The organism is Bacillus thermozeamaize (assembly GCA_002159075.1).
Classification (GTDB): Bacteria; Bacillota; Bacilli; order ZCTH02-B2; family ZCTH02-B2; genus Bacillus_BB; species Bacillus_BB thermozeamaize.
Genome location: LZRT01000059.1, coordinates 1 through 23,384 on the forward strand (window position 1 = coordinate 1; position 23,384 = coordinate 23,384).

The 23,384-nt window shown below is 51.8% G+C and carries 18 protein-coding genes and 3 pseudogenes; 12 read left to right on the top strand and 9 right to left on the bottom strand.

Going from position 1 to position 23,384, the window contains the following annotated elements:
* Positions 1-278 precede the first annotated feature (278 nt).
* Entirely contained in the window at positions 279-461 is a 183-nt protein-coding gene (locus BAA01_04350; GenBank protein ID OUM88592.1) for a hypothetical protein, read from the bottom strand.
* Positions 462-653: 192 nt separating this feature from the next.
* Here BAA01_04350 and BAA01_04355 point away from each other — a divergent pair.
* From BAA01_04355 to BAA01_04405, 11 genes and pseudogenes are all read left to right on the top strand, one after another.
* Positions 654-1,244 (top strand): annotated as a pseudogene (locus BAA01_04355) (transposase).
* 698 nt (positions 1,245-1,942) lie between these two features.
* Positions 1,943-3,679 carry a hypothetical protein gene (locus BAA01_04360; protein OUM88593.1) on the top strand — a complete coding sequence of 579 codons (1,737 nt, stop codon included), beginning with the start codon at positions 1,943-1,945 and terminating at the stop codon, positions 3,677-3,679.
* Between the two features lie 89 nt (positions 3,680-3,768).
* A complete protein-coding gene (locus BAA01_04365; GenBank protein ID OUM88594.1) occupies positions 3,769-5,379 on the top strand; it encodes a hypothetical protein in 1,611 nt (536 codons plus the stop codon).
* A 107-nt stretch (positions 5,380-5,486) separates the two neighbouring features.
* Positions 5,487-6,825: pseudogene (locus BAA01_04370) on the top strand (ABC transporter substrate-binding protein).
* A 94-nt stretch (positions 6,826-6,919) separates the two neighbouring features.
* Positions 6,920-7,807, top strand: a complete 888-nt coding sequence (locus BAA01_04375) for a hypothetical protein (GenBank protein OUM88606.1) — start codon at positions 6,920-6,922, stop codon at positions 7,805-7,807.
* 55 nt (positions 7,808-7,862) lie between these two features.
* On the top strand, positions 7,863-8,666 hold the full coding sequence (locus BAA01_04380) for a sugar ABC transporter permease (GenBank protein ID OUM88607.1): 804 nt from the start codon (positions 7,863-7,865) through the stop codon (positions 8,664-8,666).
* Positions 8,667-8,727: 61 nt separating this feature from the next.
* Positions 8,728-10,194, top strand: a complete 1,467-nt coding sequence (locus BAA01_04385) for a hypothetical protein (protein ID OUM88608.1) — start codon at positions 8,728-8,730, stop codon at positions 10,192-10,194.
* A complete protein-coding gene (locus BAA01_04390) occupies positions 10,191-12,050 on the top strand; it encodes a levanase (protein OUM88595.1) in 1,860 nt (619 codons plus the stop codon). Before BAA01_04385 ends, BAA01_04390 begins: the two co-directional genes overlap by 4 nt.
* 247 nt (positions 12,051-12,297) lie before the next feature.
* Complete coding sequence (locus tag BAA01_04395) at positions 12,298-12,564, top strand: hypothetical protein (GenBank protein OUM88596.1); 267 nt, start codon at positions 12,298-12,300, stop codon at positions 12,562-12,564.
* A 162-nt stretch (positions 12,565-12,726) separates the two neighbouring features.
* Positions 12,727-13,215 (top strand): hypothetical protein, encoded by a 489-nt coding sequence (locus BAA01_04400; GenBank protein ID OUM88597.1) that lies wholly within the window; start codon positions 12,727-12,729, stop codon positions 13,213-13,215.
* A 28-nt stretch (positions 13,216-13,243) separates the two neighbouring features.
* Complete coding sequence (locus tag BAA01_04405) at positions 13,244-14,149, top strand: fructokinase (protein OUM88598.1); 906 nt, start codon at positions 13,244-13,246, stop codon at positions 14,147-14,149.
* A gap of 26 nt (positions 14,150-14,175) precedes the next feature.
* On the opposite strand, the pseudogene BAA01_04410 reads toward BAA01_04405, so the two are convergent.
* Positions 14,176-15,457 (bottom strand): annotated as a pseudogene (locus BAA01_04410) (integrase).
* A gap of 513 nt (positions 15,458-15,970) precedes the next feature.
* Here BAA01_04410 and BAA01_04415 point away from each other — a divergent pair.
* Positions 15,971-17,056, top strand: coding sequence for an aspartate-semialdehyde dehydrogenase (locus BAA01_04415; GenBank protein ID OUM88599.1), 1,086 nt, complete (start codon positions 15,971-15,973; stop codon positions 17,054-17,056).
* Between the two features lie 53 nt (positions 17,057-17,109).
* On the opposite strand, the gene BAA01_04420 is transcribed toward BAA01_04415, so the two are convergent.
* From BAA01_04420 to BAA01_04450, 7 genes are all read right to left on the bottom strand, one after another.
* Positions 17,110-17,565 carry a transcriptional regulator gene (locus BAA01_04420; GenBank protein ID OUM88600.1) on the bottom strand — a complete coding sequence of 152 codons (456 nt, stop codon included), beginning with the start codon at positions 17,563-17,565 and terminating at the stop codon, positions 17,110-17,112.
* 245 nt (positions 17,566-17,810) lie between these two features.
* Positions 17,811-18,059 (bottom strand): XRE family transcriptional regulator, encoded by a 249-nt coding sequence (locus BAA01_04425; protein ID OUM88601.1) that lies wholly within the window; start codon positions 18,057-18,059, stop codon positions 17,811-17,813.
* Between the two features lie 120 nt (positions 18,060-18,179).
* Positions 18,180-19,088 (bottom strand): AraC family transcriptional regulator, encoded by a 909-nt coding sequence (locus tag BAA01_04430; GenBank protein ID OUM88602.1) that lies wholly within the window; start codon positions 19,086-19,088, stop codon positions 18,180-18,182.
* A 355-nt stretch (positions 19,089-19,443) separates the two neighbouring features.
* On the bottom strand, positions 19,444-20,952 hold the full coding sequence (locus tag BAA01_04435) for a transporter (GenBank protein OUM88603.1): 1,509 nt from the start codon (positions 20,950-20,952) through the stop codon (positions 19,444-19,446).
* Between the two features lie 298 nt (positions 20,953-21,250).
* On the bottom strand, positions 21,251-21,685 hold the full coding sequence (locus tag BAA01_04440; GenBank protein OUM88609.1) for a hypothetical protein: 435 nt from the start codon (positions 21,683-21,685) through the stop codon (positions 21,251-21,253).
* A gap of 338 nt (positions 21,686-22,023) precedes the next feature.
* Positions 22,024-22,239: a hypothetical protein gene (locus tag BAA01_04445; GenBank protein OUM88604.1), complete on the bottom strand. Its 216-nt coding sequence runs from the start codon at positions 22,237-22,239 to the stop codon at positions 22,024-22,026.
* Between the two features lie 276 nt (positions 22,240-22,515).
* Positions 22,516-22,887: a hypothetical protein gene (locus tag BAA01_04450; protein OUM88605.1), complete on the bottom strand. Its 372-nt coding sequence runs from the start codon at positions 22,885-22,887 to the stop codon at positions 22,516-22,518.
* Between the last annotated feature and the right edge of the window lie 497 nt (positions 22,888-23,384).

The following is a 23,384-nucleotide window of genomic DNA, read 5'->3' on the forward strand; positions in this document are numbered from 1 at the left end:
GGACGTTATACGACCGACCAAAGGATACGTTAACGGGATGATCCGGTTGCTTAGGGGGCCGTGGCAGAGTAGCACAACGGGCATGGCATTGAAAGGGCTTAGAGGATACTAATACCAGAAAAATGAATCGCCAATCCCATAAGGAAGAAGATCAAAAGCGCTTACAAGGGAAAGGTTCTTTTCAAGTTCGCATCCAGAATCCAAAAAAGGTGCCCACACTAGCTTGACTCAGACTCGCATCGCCGAACGGGTGTCAAGCGTCTGAGAAAATGTCAGGTTTATTGTTCTGTGAAAATGTCAGGGATGGTGCCTGACCGGGGAAACGGAATTATCCGAAACAGCTCGCCTCCCGTCAAGGGTTGCCGGTGAACCGGCAATCGTCTGTCGACGACGGCTTCGCCGCCCTTGACGTCCGGTTCGCCGTTTCGGGCAAAAGGCGACAAGCCGGTCAGGCATTCCATCCGAGGATCTTGCCTGTCACCCGCTGGCTGTGCTACGCTGGAATTGCTCTAGTTGCTTCCTGGAGAATGGTGCTCTCCAGGGATGGTTGGCAGCGGGCTTGCGTGGAAGCGCAGGTTCCGCTGTTTTTTTGGCCATCGGCTTCGCTTGAGCCTGCACCTGCAGCGTCTCCACACAGGGCCACGCGCGCCCTTGAGTCCGCGAAGTTCTGGCTGAGTGTTCTGACCGATCTGAGGAATCGCGGCGTCCAAGACATTCTCATCATCTGCGTCGATAATCTGAAAGGATTTAGCGATGCCATTGCCGCATGCTATCCGCAGACAGAGATTCAGAAGTGTATCATCCATCAAATCCGCAATTCAATCAAATACGTATCCTACAAAGATTTGAAGAAGGTTACTGCCGCGCTACGCCCGATTTATACTGCTCCAACGGAGGAAGCTGCTTTGCAGGAATTGGAACAATTCGAGGCGGTTTGGGGCAAGCAGTATCCACTGATCGTACGTTCATGGCGAAACAATTGGGATGAACTCGCAACGTTTTTTAAATACTCGCCAGAGTTGCGTAAATTAATCTACACAACGAATATGATTGAAAGCTACCACCGCCAGCTTCGCAAAGTCACAAAGGGAAAAAGTATTTTTCCGAACGATGAAGTGCTGCTCAAGATGCTGTATCTCGCGACAATGGACGTTCTTCGCAAGTGGACAGGTCGTGTTCAAAACTGGGGACAAATCCTGCTGCAACTCACGGTGCACTTCCCTGACCGCGTACATGTCCGCTAAAGGACTTTACATGGAGAGGCGGGCATGATAGGCTGGTTAGCCACGCGATGCCACTTTCCAGCATCGCCCAATCGCGAGAAGTCATGCCCGCTGGAGGCTCCATGTCAAGTCCGGCACCAAACATTGGCATAACCGAGTTTACACAAAATTCTTGACAGACTCTTCTCGACCGATCAAAGTGCAGGTTCCCGCCTAGCCTTAATGGCTCGGCGGGGATCTTGAACTATCATGAAATCGTCTTAATCTTTATTGTTGACGGTGCCTATGCACAATTCCGCAGCTTTTCTCTGTATTTTTCAATTGCGGAAAACGCATGTTCGTATGGCTCGATTATATACGAACGTTTCAAGGCGTAAAAATACTCTGATTGTCCTCACTACCGTGTCAGAGTTTTCGTAATCATGGGACTCGCAGTGTTACTCGTTAATCATTTTCTGGTATTGGACGATAAGTTCATCTAATGCCTGGCTTATTTCTAGAATTGATCCACATGATAAAACGCCAGAACTAAAAAATGCTTTGTTTAAGATATTTCGCATTACTGTATAAATTAATAAATTATTTATTTTTACTCGCATCCCATATGGATGTCGCAAAATGAATGCCGCTTCGTATTGAAGAATGTAAGCACTATCAATCAAAAGTCACGGTGTATAAAACAGTTCAAACAGGTTATTCCTACAGGTGAGGTGCTGGAAATGCTCTTTTCTCTTCGCAATCAGATTGTCATCCTGTTCACAGTCTTGCTGCTGATACCGGTAATCATCTTGACTTTTGTGTTGACTGATAAAACCGAAGAGCTGGTTCGTCACTCGATCGTCACCTCTACGGATCAAACGATCACACAATATGCAACTTATGTGAACAATCTCGCCAAACAGTTCAAGGACATGGGGAATCAGGTATTGAGCAGCTCCATCACACAGGATTATGCGATGGCCAAAGACGATCCGATGTTAAGGGCCCACTTCAGGGAATTCTTATCCTCCGTTTACTCGAACAACAGAAACAGCCTTTCTATTTCCGTCTTCGACGACAGCGGAGGCATATGGAGACTGGATCAGTCTTTCCGCAAAAGCTCCTGGTACAATGATTTCGTAAAAAGGGGTAATAGTTGGGTACCTGCGCATATAGAGCCTGACCAACCGGAATCGTCAATGAGGCAAACCATGGTGAACAGCTATGTTTCGCCCCTGATAAACCTCAATTTATTAAAACCGGCGGGTATAATCAAAATCAATTTTTCTACCGACCTGCTGCAAAAGCCGTTGGAACAAATTCGTTTGGGCCGCACGGGACAAGCTTATCTGTTATCTGACGATGGAAGGACCGTACTGAATCAGAATATCGAGAGCAACCCGGTTATATCGAAACACCTAGATCTCGTTGAGAAGGCTCGTCGTTCCGGTTATTTGACGATTCGCGACGGTGATCAATCATACCTATTATTTGCCCAAGCTGTCGAGGAAATTCCCAACTGGTTCGTTGTCGGCGTCGTATCGGAGCAGGAATTATTTCAGCCCATTTCCGCGATTCGAAGGGGAATGATCATTCTGAGCGCCGTTTTGCTTGGATGTACGGTCATTGCATCAGTCGCGATCTCAACAGGAGTTACCCGGCCTTTGTCCCAATTGACCAAAGCGATGAAGCTGGCCGAACAAGGGGATTTTAAAGGAGCGAATGCGCTGATCCCGCGCGTGAAAAGAAGAAATGAAGTCGGCTATGTCGTGTTGGTATTCAGAAAAATGATCGACCGGTTGAACCATTTTATAGAGACTGAATACAAAACGAACATAAGAAGGAGAAATGCGGAATACAAAGCTTTACTGCTGCAGATCAACCCTCATTTTTTGAATAACACGCTGGAGATAATAGGAGGTCTGGCTGCTCAGGGGAAATCGGAAGAAGTCATAAACATTACGGAGCAGTTCAGCGAAATGTTGTCATATTCATTGAAATTAAACGAAGATACGGTTTATTTGTTCGAAGAGCTGAAATATATTCAAAATTATACCTCGATCCTCAAATCGAGATTTGGCAACAGACTGGTAATGAATATCAGCGTGGATGAGGAAGCTTTAAATTGCAGGCTGATCAAATTTATTCTTCAGCCGATTGTGGAGAATGCTATCAAATACAGCGTTGATTACAAAGAAATTGCCAAAGTGGACTTGGAAATCCGGATAAAGGACAAGACTCTCTATATCAGTGTGAAGGATAACGGCATAGGAATGAGCCAGGACCAGATTGAAGATCTTTATTCATCCATTGATTCGGCCGTAGCGCCAGAGGTACTCAGTAGCGAAGGAAACCGGATTGGCTTGCGCAATGTATTGGCCCGATGCCAATTATATTACGGGGATGCTTGCGAAATAAAACTGAATTCCGTATCGGGAGAAGGAACAACGATTTTGTTCAAGCTGCCGATTCTTTAGCTTATGCTTCCGCACGCGTGTATTGGCTTCACCAGACGATCATCCGCCTGATGGGTAAGGACGCGAAAAAACATTGAGGAGTTGATCTTATGTACCGTGTAATGATTGTAGATGATGAGATAGGCGTAAGAGAAAGTATCAAGGCGAAAATAAATTGGAACAGCCTAGGATTTCAAATTGCTGCCGAGGCTTCCAACGGACAGGAAGCGCTGTCTTATATGCAGCAGCAAAAATTTGACGTCGTCATTACGGATATTCAAATGCCGGTCATGAATGGGGTTCAGTTTTTTAACGAGTGCTCGTCAAGATATTTAAACACCAAAATAATCGTGCTGTCCGGATACTCGGATTTTGAATATACGAAGGCCGCCATTAAGGCGGGGATTGTCGATTATTTGATTAAACCGGTTGCGCGCAAGGAATTGCTTGAACTGCTAACGCGCATCAAGGAAGAGCTTGATCGGGAGAAACAGGAAGAGAACCAAAGAAAAAAAGAAGAATGGCAACTGAAACAATTGTTGTCCGAACAACAGGAGCAATTTTTGTACCAGCTGGTCAAAAACGAATGGACAAGTGGTCCATTCGTGCAGGATCGGTTAGTTCAATTAAAATTGCAAAACATTAATGATTACAATAATTTCCAATTCATCACCGCTGAAATGAAAATACCGGAAAAACGCATTGAACAGAACCGGAGCAGACTGGATTTGCTATATTTGTCTTTCCGTCTTTTATGCAAGGAGCTGGCGAACTCAACGAGCCAGATCCTTTGCTTTCAGGATTTAACGTTACCCAATATGATGCATTTTATTCTAATGTCCGATTCGCTATCGGCACTGGAAGCTCAGACTAATGCTTTCGTCTTGGACCTGGAAAAAAAAATTAAGAATATTCTTAAGCTCGATATGAAAGTCGGGATCGGCAAGGTTGTCCATTCACTGGAGGATTTCAAAAACGGCTACGCCTCAAGCCTGCTGGATTGGGGCTTGAAAGTTCAAGGAAATGCAGGCTCGATCCATATCACCCCGGTCACACAAGATTTATCTACGGAGACCGAGAGGCGTATGGTTGTTGAACTCGAGAAAGGAAACAAGCAAGCATTTCAAACCCTGCTCTCGCAATTACTGTTTCCGAACGAACAACTATCGACGATTAATTTCTCTTTCTTGGCTGTTCGTGTTGTGATCATGATTAGATCACTGGCAGCCAGATACGGCAGTGATCAGGAGAAACTGCAAGAACTGTCTTTGTCCTGCATGTTCGCGATATGGCAATTTTCTTCTCAGGACATCGTATTCAGAAAAATAATGGAATTTGCCGAGTACGTCATGCAGTTAATTCAATCGCAGAAAACCACTTCCGGAGAAGGCGTGATTGAATTAATTTGCAAATATATCCAGGAGAACTATTCCTGCGAGCTCACTCTTGCCACGCTGTCCGAACTATTTCATTTCAACGAAGCTTATTTGTCTTCTTTGTTTAAAACGTACACAAAGATGAATTTCAGTGATTACCTGTTGATGGTTAGGATGAAAAAAGCGGAGAAGCTCATGAAAGATACCGATCTGAAGTTAACCGACATTGCCCAACTTGTCGGCTATACCAATTCAAGCTACTTCAGTACCGCATTTAAGAAGTTTTTTCACGTGTCTCCAAGCGTGTACAGGGAGCAACATAGAAATAAAGCTCATGAAAGCTGAATTGCTTCCAAAGATTTTGAAAGTCAAGTTCCAAAATTAGCGAAATCAAATTTGACATCAATCAGATATATTTGATTTGCAAGCAAAATATGAAAGGGGTCCTGAGAATGAAAAGAATGTTTAGCTTGTTGCTGGCTATAGCCATGGTCTTGACTGTGCTGGCCGCATGCTCCAATTCCAGCGGGGATCAAATGAAGAATGCTTCCAATGAGTCGCAAAGCGGAGGAAACGCAACGGAGATGGAAACCGTGACCATTAAGTTTTGGCGTCCGAACGGCAATGACGCGGAGAATGCCGCCATCAACAAGCTGATTGAAAACTTTGAAGCCCAAAATCCTGGTATCAAGGTCGAACTCGAGAATATTCCGTACGACCAGTACGAAACGAAGCTTCGCACCGCTCTGGCGGGGAAAACTGCGGCTGACGTCATTGCGATCGATTCGCCGACCATGCCTTCTTACGCGTACGCAGGCGCTTTATACGATTTGACTCCGTTTTTTGAAGCGGACGGAAACCTGGAAGATATTCCCGACGGAATCGTGGAGTCCATGAAATATAACGGAAAAATCTATATCGCCCCCCTTTCCGAGGCAAATATTGCCTTGTTTTACAACAAAAAAAATGTTTGAAGCCAAAGGGATTCCGTTTCCATCTAAAAATGTGGATGAAGCTTGGACTTGGGACCAGGTCCTCGATGCAGCCAAGAAATTGACCGATCCGGCCAACGGAATTTACGGACTCGATCCTGCTCAAGGCTTTGGCAGCGGAGAAGGCCCCGCTTACTTCAAGATGCCGATCATATGGCAATTCGGAGGCGATGTGCTGAGTCCCGACGGAACCACCGCCAAAGGTTATCTGGATTCGCAAGAGTCAATAGATGCACTTACCTTCTATCAATCTCTGTATTGGAAATACAAAGTATCGCCGCTTGAATTGCCGCCTGATCCGTTCCCGACAGGTAAAGTGGCGATGTTCGTGGACGGGAGCTGGAGTCTGCCGCATTTTACGAACAACTTCCCCAATTTCAAATTGGGCGAGGATTGGGATGTCGCTCCGTTGCCAAAAGAAAAGCAACAGGTGATGGCTAACGGAAGCTGGGCGTTCGGTATTAATGCGGACACAAAGCATCCGGAGGAAGCTTGGAAGCTGATCAACTATATAACCGGCACTGAAGGCGCGAAGATTTATACGGACATGGCCGGGGGCTTACCGGTTAGAACTTCGGTAGTCGATCAGACGCCGTTGATGAAGGAGTATCCGTATAACATATTTGTAGAACAGCTTCAAAAGTACAGCAGACCTCGACCGATAACACCGGCTTATCCAGCGGTAAGCACTGCGATCCGCGAGCTGTTCGAGGATGTCGGCCAGGGCAACAGAGATGTTAACGCTGCCGTTGCGGATGCTGTGAAGAAGATTGACCGTGCGATCCAGGAATGGAAATAGCAATACCGATCATGCTGGCGATGGGGTGGGAGATCCCTCCCATCCTTTTCATTCGCAATTTATTAAATATATAAGAGGGAGGACTTGCGTGATATTGGGCAAATCGCAATCGCTTCGTAAAGGTGACGAGATAACAGGCATCCTCTTCGTATTGCCTGCCTTTATCCTGCTTCTTGTGTTTGTATTTATTCCGATGGCGAGAGCCTTTTATTACAGCTTTACCGATTACATGCTGGTCAGCGGCAGCAAAACTTTCGTTGGTTTTAAAAATTATGTGAATCTGCTACAGGATTCGAAGTTTATAGCCAGCATCAAGCATACGTTTTATTTTGCCATTATCGTCATTCCAGTCCAATCGGCTATCGCTCTGGGATTGGCGTTGCTTGTCAAACCCCAGTATAAATACACCGGTTTTTTCCGAACCGCTTTTTTTGTTCCGGTCGTCATATCAACAGCGGTGGCCGGCACGGTGTTCAAGCTGATTTACAACAGAGATTTCGGATTGCTTAACGTTCTGCTCGGCGCAGTCGGCATTCCCAAGATCAGCTTTCTGTCAAATGCTGATATTGCGATGAACGGTGTAATTATTCTGGGCATATGGAAAGCGGCTGGCTTCTTCATGGTCGTATTTTTGGCTGGTTTGAACAACGTCCCGCACGATCTGTATGAATCGGCGAGCGTGGATGGTGCATCGAAAGTCAAGCAGTTTTTCTATATCACATTGCCGCTTCTAAAAAGAACAACGGCGTTCGTCATTATTATTACCACGATTGACGCCATTAAATTATCAGGGCTTGTATTTGTGCTCACGAATGGGGGGCCAAATTCCTCTACTGAAACGATTGTGTATTTTATCTATAAAACAGCGTTTGAGCAAATGAAGATGGGTTATGCGTCTGCGGCGGCTTTCATTCTGTTCTTCATGATTCTGATCATTTCGGTCTTTCAAATGTTTTTCTTGCGGTCAAAAGTCAATCATTAGAAAGGAGTGAAGGCGGGTGCGAAGGCAGGTGCTTAGAACCATTCATTTTCTGCTAATGACAGTGATCGCAGTTGTTTGCTTGCTCCCAATCGTATGGATGGTCCTTGGATCCATGCGCTCCTACGAGGAGTTATTTCAGTATGCCACACAGGTAAGCTGGCACTTGCTCGTTCCCGTAAATTGGACTTTTCAAAATTATATCGATGTGTTATTCGACGATCAACACCCGTTTCTACGTTATGTATTCAATACGCTGTTTGTTGCTTCTACTGTGACAGTTCTTGTATTGCTTATCAACTCGCTGGCGGCCTTTGCATTTGCGAAATTGAGATTTCGCGGGAGCTCTGTCATATTTGTCCTGTTCATGAGCGCGCTGATCATTCCGGGAGAAGTCATGCTTGTGCCCAACTACATGCTGATCAACAACTTGGGCTGGCTTAACTCGTTTAAAGGTTTGATTATTCCATCCATGCTGTCTGTATTCGGCATTTTTTTGCTGAAACAGTTTTTCGAAGAGATACCCACTGAAATATTGGAGTCCGCGCGTCTTGATGGCGCATCGTGGTTGAAAATTTACCGGGTGATCGTATTACCTGCGGCGGTACCTGCCATGATCACGCTTGGAATCATCACCTTCCTGGGAAACTGGGATGCCTATCTATGGCCGCTAGTCGTGATCAATGATGATAGAAAGCAGTTGATTCAGGTCGCCATTGCAAACTTCACTTCGATGGCAGGCACGGAATGGACGAAGGTACTGGCGGCCAATACGATCGCGACCGTGCCGATCCTCATTCTGTTCTTTGTACTGCAGCGCTATTACATTCAAGGTATTACAATGTCCGGTGTAAAGGGTTAAGGAGATGAAACTAGTGACAAAAGAAACCAATGTAGAGCGGCAAGCCGCCCATCAGGAAGCGATAAATTCAGGAAATAAAGCACTCGCAAATGTTAGCAAATCGATCGCCAACGACCCGCATCGATTGCATTATCATTTCATGCCTCCTGTAAACTGGATGAATGACCCGAATGGTCTCGTCTACTACAAGGGAGAATACCATCTGTTCTATCAACATAATCCGTACAGCCCCAAATGGGGTCCGATGCACTGGGGGCATGCGAAATCTAAGGATCTGGTTCATTGGGAGCATTTACCAATCGCATTAGCGCCTTCCGAATGGTACGACAAGGGAACACTGGACAGCCACGGCTGTTGGTCCGGTTCAGCAGTGGATGATAACGGAGTATTAACGTTAATTTATACCGGACATGTGGAAGACAACAAAATCAAGGAAACACAATGTATCGCGAGAAGTGAAGACGGCATTCATTTTGAGAAATATGAGGGTAATCCGGTTATCGCAGAGCCGCCGGAGAAAGATTGCGTCGGATTTCGTGACCCGAAGGTATGGAAATATGAGGATCAATGGTATATGGTCGTCGGTTCCGGTAAAAATGGAAACGGCAAAATCCATTTGTACCGTTCGGCGAATCTTAAGAGTTGGATGTACATGGGTGTCGCCGCAGAGAGCGACGGCACGTTCGGGGATATGTGGGAATGCCCGGATTTATTCCCACTCAAGGACCGTCATTTTTTGATCATATCACCTATGAACATTTCAGCCAGAAACATGTATTTCAGTGGTGAAATGAATTATGAAACCGGCAAATTCGATTATCACTATCATGATATGTTGGATTACGGATACGACTTCTATGCAGCTCAGACACTGGTAGATGATCAGAATCGCCGCATCCTGATGGCCTGGATGGAATCGTGGGGCTCTAAAGCGATTACTGAAGCGCCAAACCGAGGTTGGTTAGGTGCGATGACGATTCCGCGGGAACTCATTCAAGGTGAGGGCGGTAAACTTTACATGAGACCAGTGGAAGAACTTAAACTGCTGAGAGAAATGTATTATGCATTAGGAAGCCATACGATTGAATCCGGACAGATCAGCATTAACGGGTTCAGGAGTGTAAGCTACGAACTGAAAGCCCGCATCGAGTTTACCGCAGACGTGAAAGAATTCGGCATCAAACTGCGTTGCTCTGACGACGGTAAGGAAGAGACGGTTGTCACCTACAGAGTGGAAGACCGGCAGCTGCTAATGAAGCGCGATTATGAAGGAACCGGGAACCAGCATATAAGCATTTCTCCGCTAGAATGCAAGGATGGATCGATCAAGTTGCACATCTTCGTGGATACGTCGTCCGTAGAGATATTTGCAAATGAAGGCGAGCGGGTCATTACGAATCGAATTTATCCTTCTAAAGGCAGCGACGGGCTGCGGATTTTCGCAGACGGGGGTTATGTAAAGTTTGAGCTGGAAGCGTGGACTCTTCGTAACATTTGGGGTTCGGGAAAGGAGCGTGAGGTAGCATGAGTAAGAAATCATGGGTCTGGACGGCCGTAACAGCTGCAATTGTACTCACAGGACTGGTAGTAACAGTTCTATTGACAGGTTGCGACAATTTGAGATCTTTTAAGGGAAGTTCTCTCTCGAAAGGCGAAACGGCTTACCAATATTCGAGCGATCCGAACTATTATACGGAACGATACCGTCCCCAATATCATTTGTCTCCGCCGTACGGCAATATGAGCGATCCGAACGGGATGGTCTATTTTGAGGGCGAGTACCATCAGTTTTATCAAAACAGTGGGCAATGGGGACATGCGGTCAGCAAGGATTTGGTCCATTGGGAGCACTTGGATGTCGCTCTTGCCAGGGATTCGCTGGGGGAAATATGGTCCGGCAGCGCGGTGGTCGATTGGAACGATACAAGCGGATTTTTCGGAGGCAAAGCGGGTCTTGTCGCGATCTTTACCCATTTTAAAGGTGGCGTCCAGTCCCAGAGTATTGCCTACAGTAAAGATAAGGGCAGAACGTGGACGAAATACGAGGGGAATCCTGTCATACCTAACCCAGGGCTGAAAGATTTTAGGGATCCGAAAGTGTTCTGGCACGAACCGAGCGATTCCTGGGTCATGATCGTCTCTGCCGGTGACCGTGTTCGATTCTACAGGTCGCCTAATTTGAAAACATGGGAGCTAGCCAGCGAGTTCGGGAGCGATCAAGGTTCGCATGCAGCAGTCTGGGAGTGCCCGGATTTATTCGAGTTGCCTGTGGAAGGAACCAAAGAGAAGAAGTGGGTGTTGACCGTGAGCATAGGCAACAATGCGCTAACCAAAGGGTCAACCATGCAATACTTCATAGGGTCGTTCGACGGCAAAACGTTTACAAATGACAATAAGCCTTCGGACGTGCTGTGGGTCGATTACGGAAAAGATTTCTATGCTGCCGTGTCCTACTCCGATATCCCTGACGGACGCCGCATATGGCTGGGCTGGATGTCCAACTGGCGTTATCCATTCGCTATGCCGACAGACGGATGGAAAGGGAATATGTCAATCCCACGGGAACTGCGGCTTAGGGAGGTGGAGGGTCAAGGCTTGCGGTTGATTCAAGAGCCGGTTGAAGAACTGCAAATGCTACGGGGCAAGAAAGTGTCTCTGCCTGAGCAGCCATTGGATGGCGGGCATAATCCGTTCGCAGGTATTAAAGGAACGTCTTATGAGCTGGAAACGGAACTAACCGTCCAGCCGAATGCGAAATTTACCTTCAATTTGAGACAAGGAAACGACCAAGCGACCGTTGTGAGCTATGACGCCAAGACCGGGCAACTTACCTTCGATCGGACGCATTCGGGCGAAACTTCGTTTGAGCAAGGGTTTGCAGAAACGATGTCGGCGCCGGTAAGGCTGATCAACAATAAGATTAAGCTTCGATTCTTCGTAGATTCTTCGAGCGTTGAACTGTTTGTGAACGACGGTGAAATTGTTTTGTCCAACCTTATTTTCCCGGATCCGACAAGCAGCGGGCTGGAGTTAACCGCGGAAGGCGGCGTGACGCTAAATGAGGCTCACTACTATCCGATGCGATCGGTTTGGCGCGATGAAGACCCAGATGGTTTAAAGCCGCTTCGAATTGTGTTTGGCAAGGACTCGCTGGATGTACCTGTAGGCGAAAGCCGAAAGATGGCGGCCGCTGTTCTTCCGTTCAGTTCCTCACAGCAGATCAGGTGGGAAACAAGCGACCCTGCAATCGCGGCTGTTGAAACGGCGGAAGACGGCGTCATCGTGAAAGGGCTGCAAATGGGCTCGGCCGAGATTAAAGCGACCAGCGCAGACGGTAGCGTGAGTGCGACTTTCGACGTATTTGTGTTTGACAACAAGAAGTAAGGGTAACCAGTACGGACCATAAATTGGGCAGCAACCAGGAGAGACACACGATATGAAACTTGGTTTTACCGACTGCGGGTCATTTCCGTGGCGCTTTTGGAAGGGTTTGAGTAGTTAACGTGCAGGCAAGGAGACGTTCGAGGCTTACCACTGTTTGCGATCTGAAGGCGGAGCGGGCCGAAGCGTTTGCGGCTGAAGCCGAGAAGCCGATGGGGAGCCGCCCCGAAGTAATACGGATTACCGCCGGATGCTGGAGCAAGCCGGCCTGGACGTGGTCTCCGTTCTGCTCGATTATGATTTGCATCATACGGTAGCGGAGGACTGTTTCGCAGCGGGCGTTCACGTGCAAATGCAGAAGCTGCTAGTCATATCGCCCTCATTCGGACGAAAGATGCTAGCCGATGCGGCCAAATACGGCAGGGTTCTGACATTGGCCGAACCAAGTGCCTTGGGGGCAGGCAATGTGCGATGGCGAGAGCGATTCGAGACGGGATCATCGGATCCGTCTACATGATCATGGATTACGCCACGGTTACGCTCGGCCGCAAATTTTTTGCCGGAACGGCTTGGCGGCATATGAAGGGAAGGGCCGGTGCGGGATGGATCAACGATCACGGCGTCCACCGCACCCATTTTTTCACGGAAGTGAACGGTCCGATCAAAGAAGTTTTCTCTTATGCAAATTTTCGAGAAGCAGCTCAGCAACGGGGATACGACGATTCATCCGACCGGCGAAGATACGTCGGTCACGGTTTTCCGTTTCGAGAACGGCGGGCTCGGACACTGGATGTGCAGTACGGCCGCACACGGGGAGAGCACCGGCGGAGTGTGGATCTACGACAGCAAAGGCTGCTTCCGCCCGGGCCGCCAAGCGTCCCTTGAGAACGGACAAATCATGCCGATGGCCGAGATCATCGAACGTTATGCGCCGGATGTGGCGGACGATCCATTTGCCCATTCCTATGCGGAGTTGTGGGAGGCGATCGCGGATGGCAAGCCGCCGGTCTCAAGCGCGGAACGGGGGCTTGAGGCTCTGGGGGTCGTATTTGCCGCGCTGGAGTCGGCGACGATCGGCCAGCCTGTTGCCGTTCAGGACATCCTTCTCGGCCATAAGCATGCCTATGAAGATACGGTTCTGGAGGAAATGAAAACATTCAAAAGATAGTCTCGAGGTTTGGTGGAGGTTTTGAGAGATGCGTATAGGCGCAATCGAAGCAGGCGGTACCAAATTTGTATGCGGCATAGGAAATGAACACGGCGTCATTGAAGAGCGTGTAAGTTTTCCTACGGAGCTTCCCGAACGAACAATGGGAAGCGTCATCGATTATTTCAAAGACAAGCAAGTGGAAGCTATCGGGATCGGGTCATTCGGCCCGCTAGATCTCGATCCTCAGAGCCCCTTTTATGGATATGTCACGACGACCCCGAAACCGGGTTGGGCAAACTATCCGTTACTGGATATTCTCAGGAAATTTTATGATGTACCGTTCGGATGGGATACCGACGTGAACGCAGCCGCTTACGGCGAAGCGACTTGGGGATCTGCAAAGGGGCTTGACAGTTGTGTTTATTTCACGGTAGGTACCGGTGTCGGCGTAGGTGTCTATTCGGAAGGCAAGCTTGTTCACGGGCTTGTCCATCCCGAAGGCGGTCATGTGCTGACAAGGCGCCACCCCGAAGACCGTTTTGCCGGCGTTTGTCCTTATCATGGCGATTGCCTGGAAGGCATGGCGTCCGGTCCTGCGATTGAAGCAAGATGGGGTGTAAAAGGGAGTGAAATCCCTGCCGATCATCCTGCCTGGGAAATCGAGGCGTTCTATATCGGTCAGGCCGTAAGCAGCGTCATCCTGATGCTGTCCCCAAAAAAAGTGATTTTGGGCGGGGGCGTCATGCATCAGCAGCAGTTATTTCCGCTTATTCGCAGCGAAGTCTGTAAGAATCTGAACGGGTATGTTCAGTCGGAGGAAATTCTGGATCGAATCGACAGCTATATCGTTCCCCCGGGATTGGGCGAAAATGCAGGGCTGGCCGGTGCGCTGGCGCTGGGGCTTAAAGCTCTGAAACAATCGCGGAACTCATCCGATGCTTTCGCCGATTGACGGGACGATCATTCACTTGCGTTGCTCTAACGAGCTATGCTACGCTGAAAGCGCGTATTGGTGAATCCCTTTCTCCAGGGATGATCCGCAGCGGGCTTGCGTGGCGTCGCAGGCTCGCTCTTTTTATTTACGACATTTGCGACGGGTTTCGCTTGGCGAGTGGTTTCTGTGCAAATCCAAGCCCGATTGTTATGCCAAATCAGCACCTCGCCTTGCATCGTTTCCCGAACTTCGATTACAGCCTTGGGTTCCCATTAATGGCAAGCCCTTTACAGGTGTTGGAGTGTAGCATTTAACGTTCCAAGAAAAGGTTTGTCCGCCTCCCATTTTGCGTATTTCGCGGCGTCTAAATACATGTTCAAGCTTTAGTTCGTTGGGAAGCGGGCGATAAGCAGACTCGACTTGCTGCGGTTTGACGGCAAAGCGACGGTTGTGCTTCTTTAGCAAGGATGGTAGAACCCGATTGGCTTCCTGTTCGGAGCAGACGCCTAACAAGCGAAGTTCGATCACCAGACGATCCTGGAAGGTTTGTCATAGCCGCTCAATCCTTCCCTTGGCTTGGGGTGATAAGGCCTTGATGTGGGTGATCCCCAGATCGGCCACAGCCTTCCCGAAGTTGGATAAGGGCTTGGTTTCTCCCGCCAATTCCTGTTCCCGCGTCAAAGCTTCTTGAGGGGAACGGAAGATCGTATGGCGGTCGCTATACAAAGCCATCGGAACGCCTCTGCTGCGCAGAGCCTGCATCATCGCCATGGCATAGCCTTCAAACGTTTCGGTTGGACGAAACACAGCACCCAGCACCTCGCCTGTTGCATCGTCGATGATCCCATGCAAGGTCAACGACGGACCTCGATCCTCCAACCACGCAAAAGGGGAGGAATCGATTTGCCAGAGCATGCCGGCTTGTGGCTTCCGAGTTCGAGGTCGGTGAGTTTTGACGAAAGACCGTCTGGTGCGTGGCAGCTTTAGACCATGTTCGATGAGGATACGACGGACGGAAGAAACGCTAAGCTTAATGTTTTCCCGTTCCTGCAACAGTTCGGCGTAATGGACAGCGTTGCTGCCGTGATACGGTCCGCGGTACAAATCCGCCACCCGCTGCTTGAGTTCGTCCGACAGCGTGTGAATCGGTTTTCTCCCCCGATTCTGATGGGCCAACGCTTGTGCACCTCCATGGACGTATTTGGCTTTCAGCCGATACGCTTGACGGACGGAGATTCCCAAAGCAGAAGCAACATCGGTTTCCGTTAGATGCCCACTGATCCATTTGTCTAGAACCATTGCACGCTTCAGTTCTTCTCGTGTCAAGGTAACCTGCTCCTTCTTATCCATACTGACATTTTCACGGAACAGTTACACCCTGACAATATCACAGAACAACGACAATCGCATCGCCGAACGGGTTGCGAACGCCCGGGATTTCTGGTACATTCAAAGATAATGTTCATATCGAAATGCGATGACGAGACGAGTAGACAAAGGGTGCGCTCTTCCAGAGAGCTCCGGGAGCTGGGAAGGAGCAGAGCGTCTTTGTTGAAGAAAGCCTCCGAGCAGCGCATCGGAATCCGGTCCCCGCGGATCCGGAGGATGGTGCGACAGGTGCTCCTGTTACAGAGCCGGAGTATGACCGCCTGCGCATCGGGCGCGCGGCGGCGTACTCGCTGAGGCCGGTCCCGGCGACGGGCCGGCGAATCCGGGTGGTACCGCGGGATCGTCTCCCGCCCTGGGACGAAGCGTCTCGGGGCGGCTTTTATTTGCCCGCGAACGCCGGGAACCATCAGGCAGACGATCGACATTTACTATAGAGGGAGTTGAGGAACCATGACACGCAAGCTCAAGGCGGGCATCGTCGGCGGCACGGGGATGGTCGGCCAGCGGTTCGTGCAGCTGCTCGAACATCACCCCTGGTTCGAAGTGGCGGCCATCGCGGCCAGCAGCCATTCGGCGGGCAAGACGTACGAAGAAGCCGTGAAGAATCGCTGGAAAATGTCCACGCCGATACCGGAACAAGTGAAACATATCGTGGTGCAGGATGCGTCGAAGGTGGAAGAGGTCGCGTCGGGCGTCGATTTCATTTTCTGCGCCGTCGACATGAAGAAGGATGAAGTCCGGGCGCTCGAGGAAGCCTATGCGAAGACGGGAACGCCGGTCGTGTCGAACAACTCGGCGCACCGCTGGACGCCGGACGTGCCGATGATCATTCCCGAGATCAACCATGCCCATCTCGAAGTGATCGAAGCCCAACGCAAACGGCTCGGCACCTCCACCGGTTTTATTGTGGTCAAGCCGAACTGTTCCATTCAGAGCTATGTGCCGCAGCTTCACGCGCTGCAGGCGTTCGGGCCGACCCGCGTCGTCGTCTCGACCTACCAGGCGATCTCCGGCGCCGGCAAAAGCTTCGCCGAATGGCCGGAGATGGTCGACAACGTCATTCCCTACATCAGCGGCGAGGAAGAGAAGAGCGAGCAGGAGCCGCTGCGCATCTGGGGCCGCGTGGAGAACGGACAAATCGTCAAGGCGGACGCGCCCGTCATCACGGCGCAATGCATCCGCGTGCCCGTAACGGACGGCCACCTTGCGAGCGTGTTCGTCTCGTTCGAGCGGAAGCCGTCGAAGGACGAAATTCTGGCGTGCTGGCGGGAATACAAGGGCCGGCCGCAGGAGCTCGGACTCCCGAGCGCGCCGAAGCAGTTCATCACGTACTTTGAGGAGAACGACCGCCCGCAGACGAAGCTCGACCGCGATCTCGAAGGCGGCATGGGGGTGTCCGCCGGGCGGCTGCGCGAAGATTCGCTGCATGACTACAAGTTCATCGGGCTGTCGCACAACACGCTGCGCGGCGCGGCCGGCGGCGGCGTCCTGATCGCCGAGCTGCTGAAGGCCGAAGGGTACCTTCAGCCGAAATAACCGGCCGGAACATGACGAGGGCCATTTCCGCCAACCGGAAATGGCCCTTCTCGTCATCCGGATGTTTTGTACTTGTCCTTGAGCGCGTTCGAGCCGATCCCCGCAACGACGATCAGGAACAGCGACCCGAAATTCCACAGGAACGTCCCGCCGATCAGCGGAATGTCGAGCGACGCCACCTTGTTGAGCAGCAGGATGCCGATTTTGACCACGAGCATCACGACCCCCGCCATGAACAGCAGGTCGAAAAAGGCCTTGAGCCGCGGATACTTGAGCTGCTTGCCGTCCCGGATCACCTGTCTGGTCAACTGTTCATCGCTCCTCAACAGCTCGTCGACCGTCACGCCGAACAGGTCGCTGAGCTTGATCAGAATTTCGATGTTCGGGTAATTCGCGCCGTTCTCCCATTTCGAGACGGACTGCCGGCTGACGAACAGCTTCTCGGCCAGTTCGTCCTGCGTCCAGCCTTTCTTCATGCGTTCTGCTTTCAGTTTCTCTCCGAAGGTCATGCACCACACGCCTTCCCGTGAATTGATAAGTCCATTCTAGTGCCGCCGTGCGGAAATGGGAAGAACGCATTGGTTACGTCGGCTCCCGGAGCCGCGCAACCCGTGGTTGCGTCCATGTTTTTGCGGCTCCCCGACGAGCGGCTTCGCTCAGACCGGCTCCCGATTGGTCTGCCGAATCACATCCAACCGTTCGATTTTGTGCTGGGTCAACAGGGGATCCCCGAAGGGGAGAATTTGCCTGACCGTCATGATGACGCCTCCTTGACCATCCGGGGCGGGATATACACCCACAGATCATTGGGCGTACATTCCAACGCCGTACAAAGCGCGTCAAGCGTTTCGGCCTTCATCTGCCGGGGTTGATTCTTTATCAATGCACCAACGGCTGCTGCGGAAATACGGTAATTCGCCTTTTCGATCAGCAATCTTCTCAGCGCAGCCCCCGTCCAGATCCCTTTCTCCGCCATCACCTGTCGCAACATCCATACCAGCATGCGCCACACCCCAAGCGGAAAGTTAAGTGTTTCTTTATATTTTAAACCGGCACTTTATTCATCGCAAATACAAAAAGCCGCTCATGGGCCAGAGCGGCATGTTTTTTCGCGCAGCCGTCCTCAGGTCGCGATTTTCCGGATCGGCCGCAGTACGGCGTACCCGTACCCTTCCGGGAAATGCCGCTGGTAGTCCTGCTTGGTCTCCTCATCCCATTCGTACCCCATCGTCCGGGGATCGAAATGCCACGCCATGTCCTCGACCGCCCGCATGACCGGCCCGTTGTCCCGCAGATAATCGAAGGGTGGATGATGGAAGACGAGGTACTCCGATTCCGGAATGACCCGGCACTCCATCCCTTCCGGGACGGGACCGTCGTAGTCCAGCGGAACGGGAATGCCGTACAGGTACCCTTTCTTCCCGTCCTTGTAAAACCAACCCGCCGTTTGCGTAAGCTGCCCGGGAAGCACATGATGGGACATGCTCTCCAGCGTGCCGCACACTTCGTCGCACGAATGTCCGTTGTCCCAGAAGCTCATGAAGTCCGTGGCGTCCGGATCCCAGATCCCGATGAACTTGTGGGCCGGGATGAACTCCACCTTGACCTCCACCGGCTTTACGCGCGCTTCGCTCATCTTGATCCGCTCCCTCATCCGATAGTGATAGGGCGAGAACACCTCCACGCGAATCGAAAGCGGGATGGGGCGGGGGGCTTTCCGGTAGGCCGCGGGCGTCAACCCGAACGCCTTGTGAAAGGCCCGCGTGAACGCCTCCTGCGATGAGAACCCGTACTTGACGGCGATGTCCAGCACCCGCCGGTCCGTGTCGCGGAGCTCCAGGGCGGCACGGCTGAGGCGGCGGGACCAGACATAGTCGCGGATCGTCGTCCCGGTGAACCGGTTGAATTGCCGGGAGCAATAGTACGGCGAGTACCCGAGATGCTCCGCCATCTTGAGCAGCGTCGGATGCTCCGTCAGGTTCGCCTCCAGCCAATCCACCATCCGCTGCACCATCTCGTTCCATTCGTACATGGAAGCCTTCCCTCCCTCGATCCCATCGTAGCACCCCGCGGCGGGAGAAGGTTTGATTCGGGTTGCAAACGGACCCCGGCCCTCAAGGGACGAAGCATGGATCAGAAAAAGAAGCCGCGTTTACGCGAACAGCACGACACCCCGGCGCGCAAGACGGATCTTGTCCCGCGGTCCGCTGAAAATGACAAAGCGGCGCAGGGGTGATCTCCCCCGCGCCGCCCCGGCTCCGTACATCAGGATTTGGTATCCGTACCCTTCTTCCTGGATTTGATCACCGCGTTGACGATGCTCGCGGCCAGGCCGCCCCAGATGATCAAGATACCGATGATCATCATCACGATTGCGCTCGTTTCCATTACTGCGACACCTCCGCATCACGGGACTTGATTTCGGGTGCCCGGTTCTTGACGAACGAGAGCGCAATCCCCAGCAGAATCGCGAGCACCACGACCACCCAGCCGTACGTGACCACGAACCAGGTTGCGTAGCCTTCATAATTGCTCCGGATATTCTGGATGAGATTGTCCACCATCATCCAGCCGAGCACGATGGGCGTAATGATGCCCAGGCAGACTTTCCACCACGAACCGAGCTTGATATCCGAGACGCCGTTGGCATGCTCCTGCAGCCTGCCGAGCTCCCGCGCGATCCAGGCGACGGCGATGACTTCGACCAGGCCGGCCAGCGCCACGCCGAAGTTGTTGATGAAGTAGTCGACCACGTCCAGGAAGAACAGCCCGCCGTTGGACGAGAACACGATCGAGACGAGCGCCGTCACCCCGCCGCCGTACAGGACGGCTTTCGAGCGGGAAATGTTGAACTTCTCCTGAAGGCCGGCGATGTAGGTTTCGACGATCGAGATCAGCGACGTCATGCCCGCGAGCACGAGCGACGCGAAGAACAGGAATCCGAAGAACCCGTTCAGCGCCGGCAGGGTGTTGATGATCTGCGGGAACACGACAAACGCCAGACCCACGCCCTTGCTGACCACTTCGTTGACCGCGACGCCTTGCTGCGCCGCCATGAAGCCCAGGATGCTGAACACGCCGATACCGGCCAGCAGCTCAAATCCGGAGTTCGCAAACCCGGTGATGAACGCGCTGTTCGTAATATCGGATTTCTTCGACAGATAGCTGGAGTAGGTCACCATGATCGCGAACCCGATGGACAGGCTGAAGAAGATATGGCTGTACGCGGCGACCCATACCTTGCCGTTCAGAATCGAGTCCCAGTCCGGCTTGAAGAAGGCGTTCAAACCTTCGGCCGCGCCTTCCAGCGTCAGGGCACGGATGACCAGAATGGTGAACAGCACCAGCAGGGTGGGAATCATGACCTTGTTCGCGGCTTCGATACCTTTTTTGACCCCGCTGTACAGGATGAACAGCGCCACCGCCCAGACGATGACGAGCGGGATGAATACGCCCGGCACGATGCCGCCGAACTTGCCCGGCGTGTCGACCAGTTTCAGATACTCGCCGAACAGGAAACCCTGCGTGTCATCTCCCCAGCGCAGATTGAAGGAGAACACCGTGTAGGACAGCGCCCAGGCGATGACGGCCGCGTAATAGACCGAGATCACGAAGGAAATGATGAGCTGCCACCAGCCGATTCCTTCAAACCTCCGGTTGATCTTGGCAAACGATCCCGGCGCGGATGACCGGTACTTGTGGCCGATCGTGAATTCCAGGATGAGAATCGGAATCCCGGCGGTCAGAAGCGCGAACAGATACGGCAGAAAAAACGCGCCGCCGCCGTTCTCATACGCGACGCCGGGGAACCGCCAGATGTTCCCCAGGCCGATGGCCGACCCTGCCGCGGCCATGATAAAGCCGAGTCGTGAGCCCCATTGAGGACGGTTTTCCATTCAGTTCCCTCCAAAATGATTGGTAATGTCTAAAGCGCTTTCAATTGTGAATGATACACTATTTTATTTTCCGCGAAAAGTTCAAATTTCAGGTTTTGCATTATGAGCCCGGATAAGGCTTGCGATACGCACGGTCCACGGTCATCCGGATCCACTCCTTCGGCACCCCGATATCGATATCGGACAGCTTGTTAAAATATATACAGGCCTCACGTCTCATATGCTGCCGAAACGATCGGGCGGACGTTCGGCGCCCCGAAGGGCCCCGGCAGCCTGCATACGTCCGCCTTTCGCCTCATCATGTTTCGATGGATGATCCTTGCTGCAGAACCTCCCGTCCGCCCGCATAATCGTCCGCTTCATTGGAAATTTCGATCAGATTGCGATCCGGATCGCGCACATAGACGGAGCGGATCTTGCCCGTCGCGCCCGTACGGTCCACCGGACCCTCTTCAATCGGCACCTTGCATGCTTCCAGATGCCGGATCACTTCTTCCAGCGGCGTGTCCGTGATAAAGCACAAATCCGCCGAGCCCGGGCAAGGCGCATGCGCCTTCGGCTCGAACTCGCGTCCCTTCTCGTGCAGGTTGATCTTCTGCCGGCCGAAATGCAGGGCGTATCGCCCTTCGCCGAACCGGGCGACCCGCATGCCGAGCACCTTTTCGTAAAACTCGATCGTCCTTTGCAGATCACTAACGGTCAGGACCAGGTGGTCAAGCCGGTCCACGACAATCCCCGGGGCGGGCGCGTTTCGCTCATGCACGGAACGATTCACCTCGCTTGCCGATTGGCCTTCGCCCGCCGTCCCGTATCCCGATCATGACGGCAAGGCTGCGGGCGCCAGGGAATACCAATTTTCCGATTATTATAAACTTTCGGGTTTCTGACGACAAGCCGTGCCGGGAAACCGCAACGATCCACCTTCTGGACCGGAGATGCCATCATCAGGTATAACGGGAACAAACATTCGGGAGCCAACCGATGAAACATCGGCGCCCTTTTCCAAATTGTCGGACGATCTCTTCCATGCCCGGTTTTTCTGCCGGGAGGCTCCGCCGCGGGAATACGCGCTTACGCATGCTTTTCCGGGTCAACTTTTCGTGCTTCCTTCCGGGCCTTCCCCGTCTTTTTCGCTATTTTCACGGTCTTGGCGATCTTGGCGCCCTTCGTCGCCTTGAACAGCTTGAACCCCTTGATGCTTTTGAGCGCTTTGATCGCCTTCAGCCCGTTGATGCCCTTTAGCGCCTTGAACCCCGTCAGGGAACCGATGGCGACCGCCCCGTTCACCAGGGTGGTAACGGACAGGACGATGGCGCCTCCGGTTCATGCGATGATGCCAGTATATCATGGGCGCTTCGCTTTTTTACTTTGCCCTCCCGATTCGGGCAAATGCATGCAAGAAAGGGCAAAGCACCCGTCCATGCGGTGAAGCGGGTGCTTTGCCCTGTTCCGATGCCCGGATCATTCCCCGTTACCGTTCGTTCAATCTCCCGATTCGCCTCCGGATCGTTCGTCCCCTCGGTCTGTCCGATGCGGGGGACACTCCGATGCTCCGATCCCCGGCTAGTCCAGCAGCAGGGCGTTCGCAATGAGCTTGTCGAACCGGCGGATGTCCACGTCCTTATGCAATTTCACCTTGATGTGGCCCGCCTTTGTCCACAGTTCCACCTCGGCGTTGATATCCAGAAACCTTCCGGCGTTCTCCGTCGACCACATGACGATGGAAGAATAGGGAAGCGAATAAATCTCCACCTTCTTCCCCGTCAACCCCTGCGCGTCCCGCACAATCAGCCTTCTGTCGGTAAAGACGGCCACGTCCCGGAACGTCTTGTACGCCGCAACCGCCCGTTCCCCTTCGACCAGCAGATCCTGAACATCGTCCGGAACGGGACATTCCGCCAACAGCGTCCATTCCAGAATGCTTTTCAACTCCACGTTGTCATTCCTCCCCGTCTGCCTTCAGCTTAATGCTTATATCGGCAAACGGGCTTCCATTCATTGCAGTTTTTCCCTCTTCCCGGGATCACGAGTCAGGTAAGGCTATTCTTTTATTAACGAATCCCAATATGCGTTTACGGATTGTTGCAAGCCTTCCAACATTGATAAACCTTCACGTCACTTGTGATACGGTTCACCGTATCTATTGATATGGTAAACTGAAAATATAAGGTGTCAAGCGTCTGTGAATATGTCAGGTTAACTGTTCTATGAAAATGTCAGGGAGATGATAGCTGATTAAACAGCCGCCGTCCTCTTGCAGACTAGCCGGATGCTGTGCTACGCTGTAACTGCTTGCTGGAGAATGGTTTTCTCCAGGGATGGTTTGCAGCGGGCTTGCGGGGGGACGCAGGCGCCGCTTCTTTTTTGGCCGTTGTTGGCGCCGGGGTCTGTGTGGCCTGTGTCTCCACACAAGGCCAGGCCCGCCCTTGCTC

Bases quoted from the DNA above. Each gene is read 5' to 3' on its own strand.
- BAA01_04350 (OUM88592.1), bottom strand. From the start codon at position 461: ATGGAATGCCTGACCGGCTTGTCGCCTTTTGCCCGAAACGGCGAACCG.
- BAA01_04360 (OUM88593.1), top strand. From the start codon at position 1,943: ATGCTCTTTTCTCTTCGCAATCAGATTGTCATCCTGTTCACAGTCTTG.
- BAA01_04365 (OUM88594.1), top strand. From the start codon at position 3,769: ATGTACCGTGTAATGATTGTAGATGATGAGATAGGCGTAAGAGAAAGT.
- BAA01_04380 (OUM88607.1), top strand. From the start codon at position 7,863: ATGACAGTGATCGCAGTTGTTTGCTTGCTCCCAATCGTATGGATGGTC.
- BAA01_04390 (OUM88595.1), top strand. From the start codon at position 10,191: ATGAGTAAGAAATCATGGGTCTGGACGGCCGTAACAGCTGCAATTGTA.
- BAA01_04395 (OUM88596.1), top strand. From the start codon at position 12,298: ATGCTGGAGCAAGCCGGCCTGGACGTGGTCTCCGTTCTGCTCGATTAT.
- BAA01_04400 (OUM88597.1), top strand. From the start codon at position 12,727: ATGCAAATTTTCGAGAAGCAGCTCAGCAACGGGGATACGACGATTCAT.
- BAA01_04405 (OUM88598.1), top strand. From the start codon at position 13,244: ATGCGTATAGGCGCAATCGAAGCAGGCGGTACCAAATTTGTATGCGGC.
- BAA01_04415 (OUM88599.1), top strand. From the start codon at position 15,971: ATGACACGCAAGCTCAAGGCGGGCATCGTCGGCGGCACGGGGATGGTC.
- BAA01_04420 (OUM88600.1), bottom strand. From the start codon at position 17,565: ATGACCTTCGGAGAGAAACTGAAAGCAGAACGCATGAAGAAAGGCTGG.
- BAA01_04425 (OUM88601.1), bottom strand. From the start codon at position 18,059: ATGCTGGTATGGATGTTGCGACAGGTGATGGCGGAGAAAGGGATCTGG.
- BAA01_04430 (OUM88602.1), bottom strand. From the start codon at position 19,088: ATGTACGAATGGAACGAGATGGTGCAGCGGATGGTGGATTGGCTGGAG.
- BAA01_04435 (OUM88603.1), bottom strand. From the start codon at position 20,952: ATGGAAAACCGTCCTCAATGGGGCTCACGACTCGGCTTTATCATGGCC.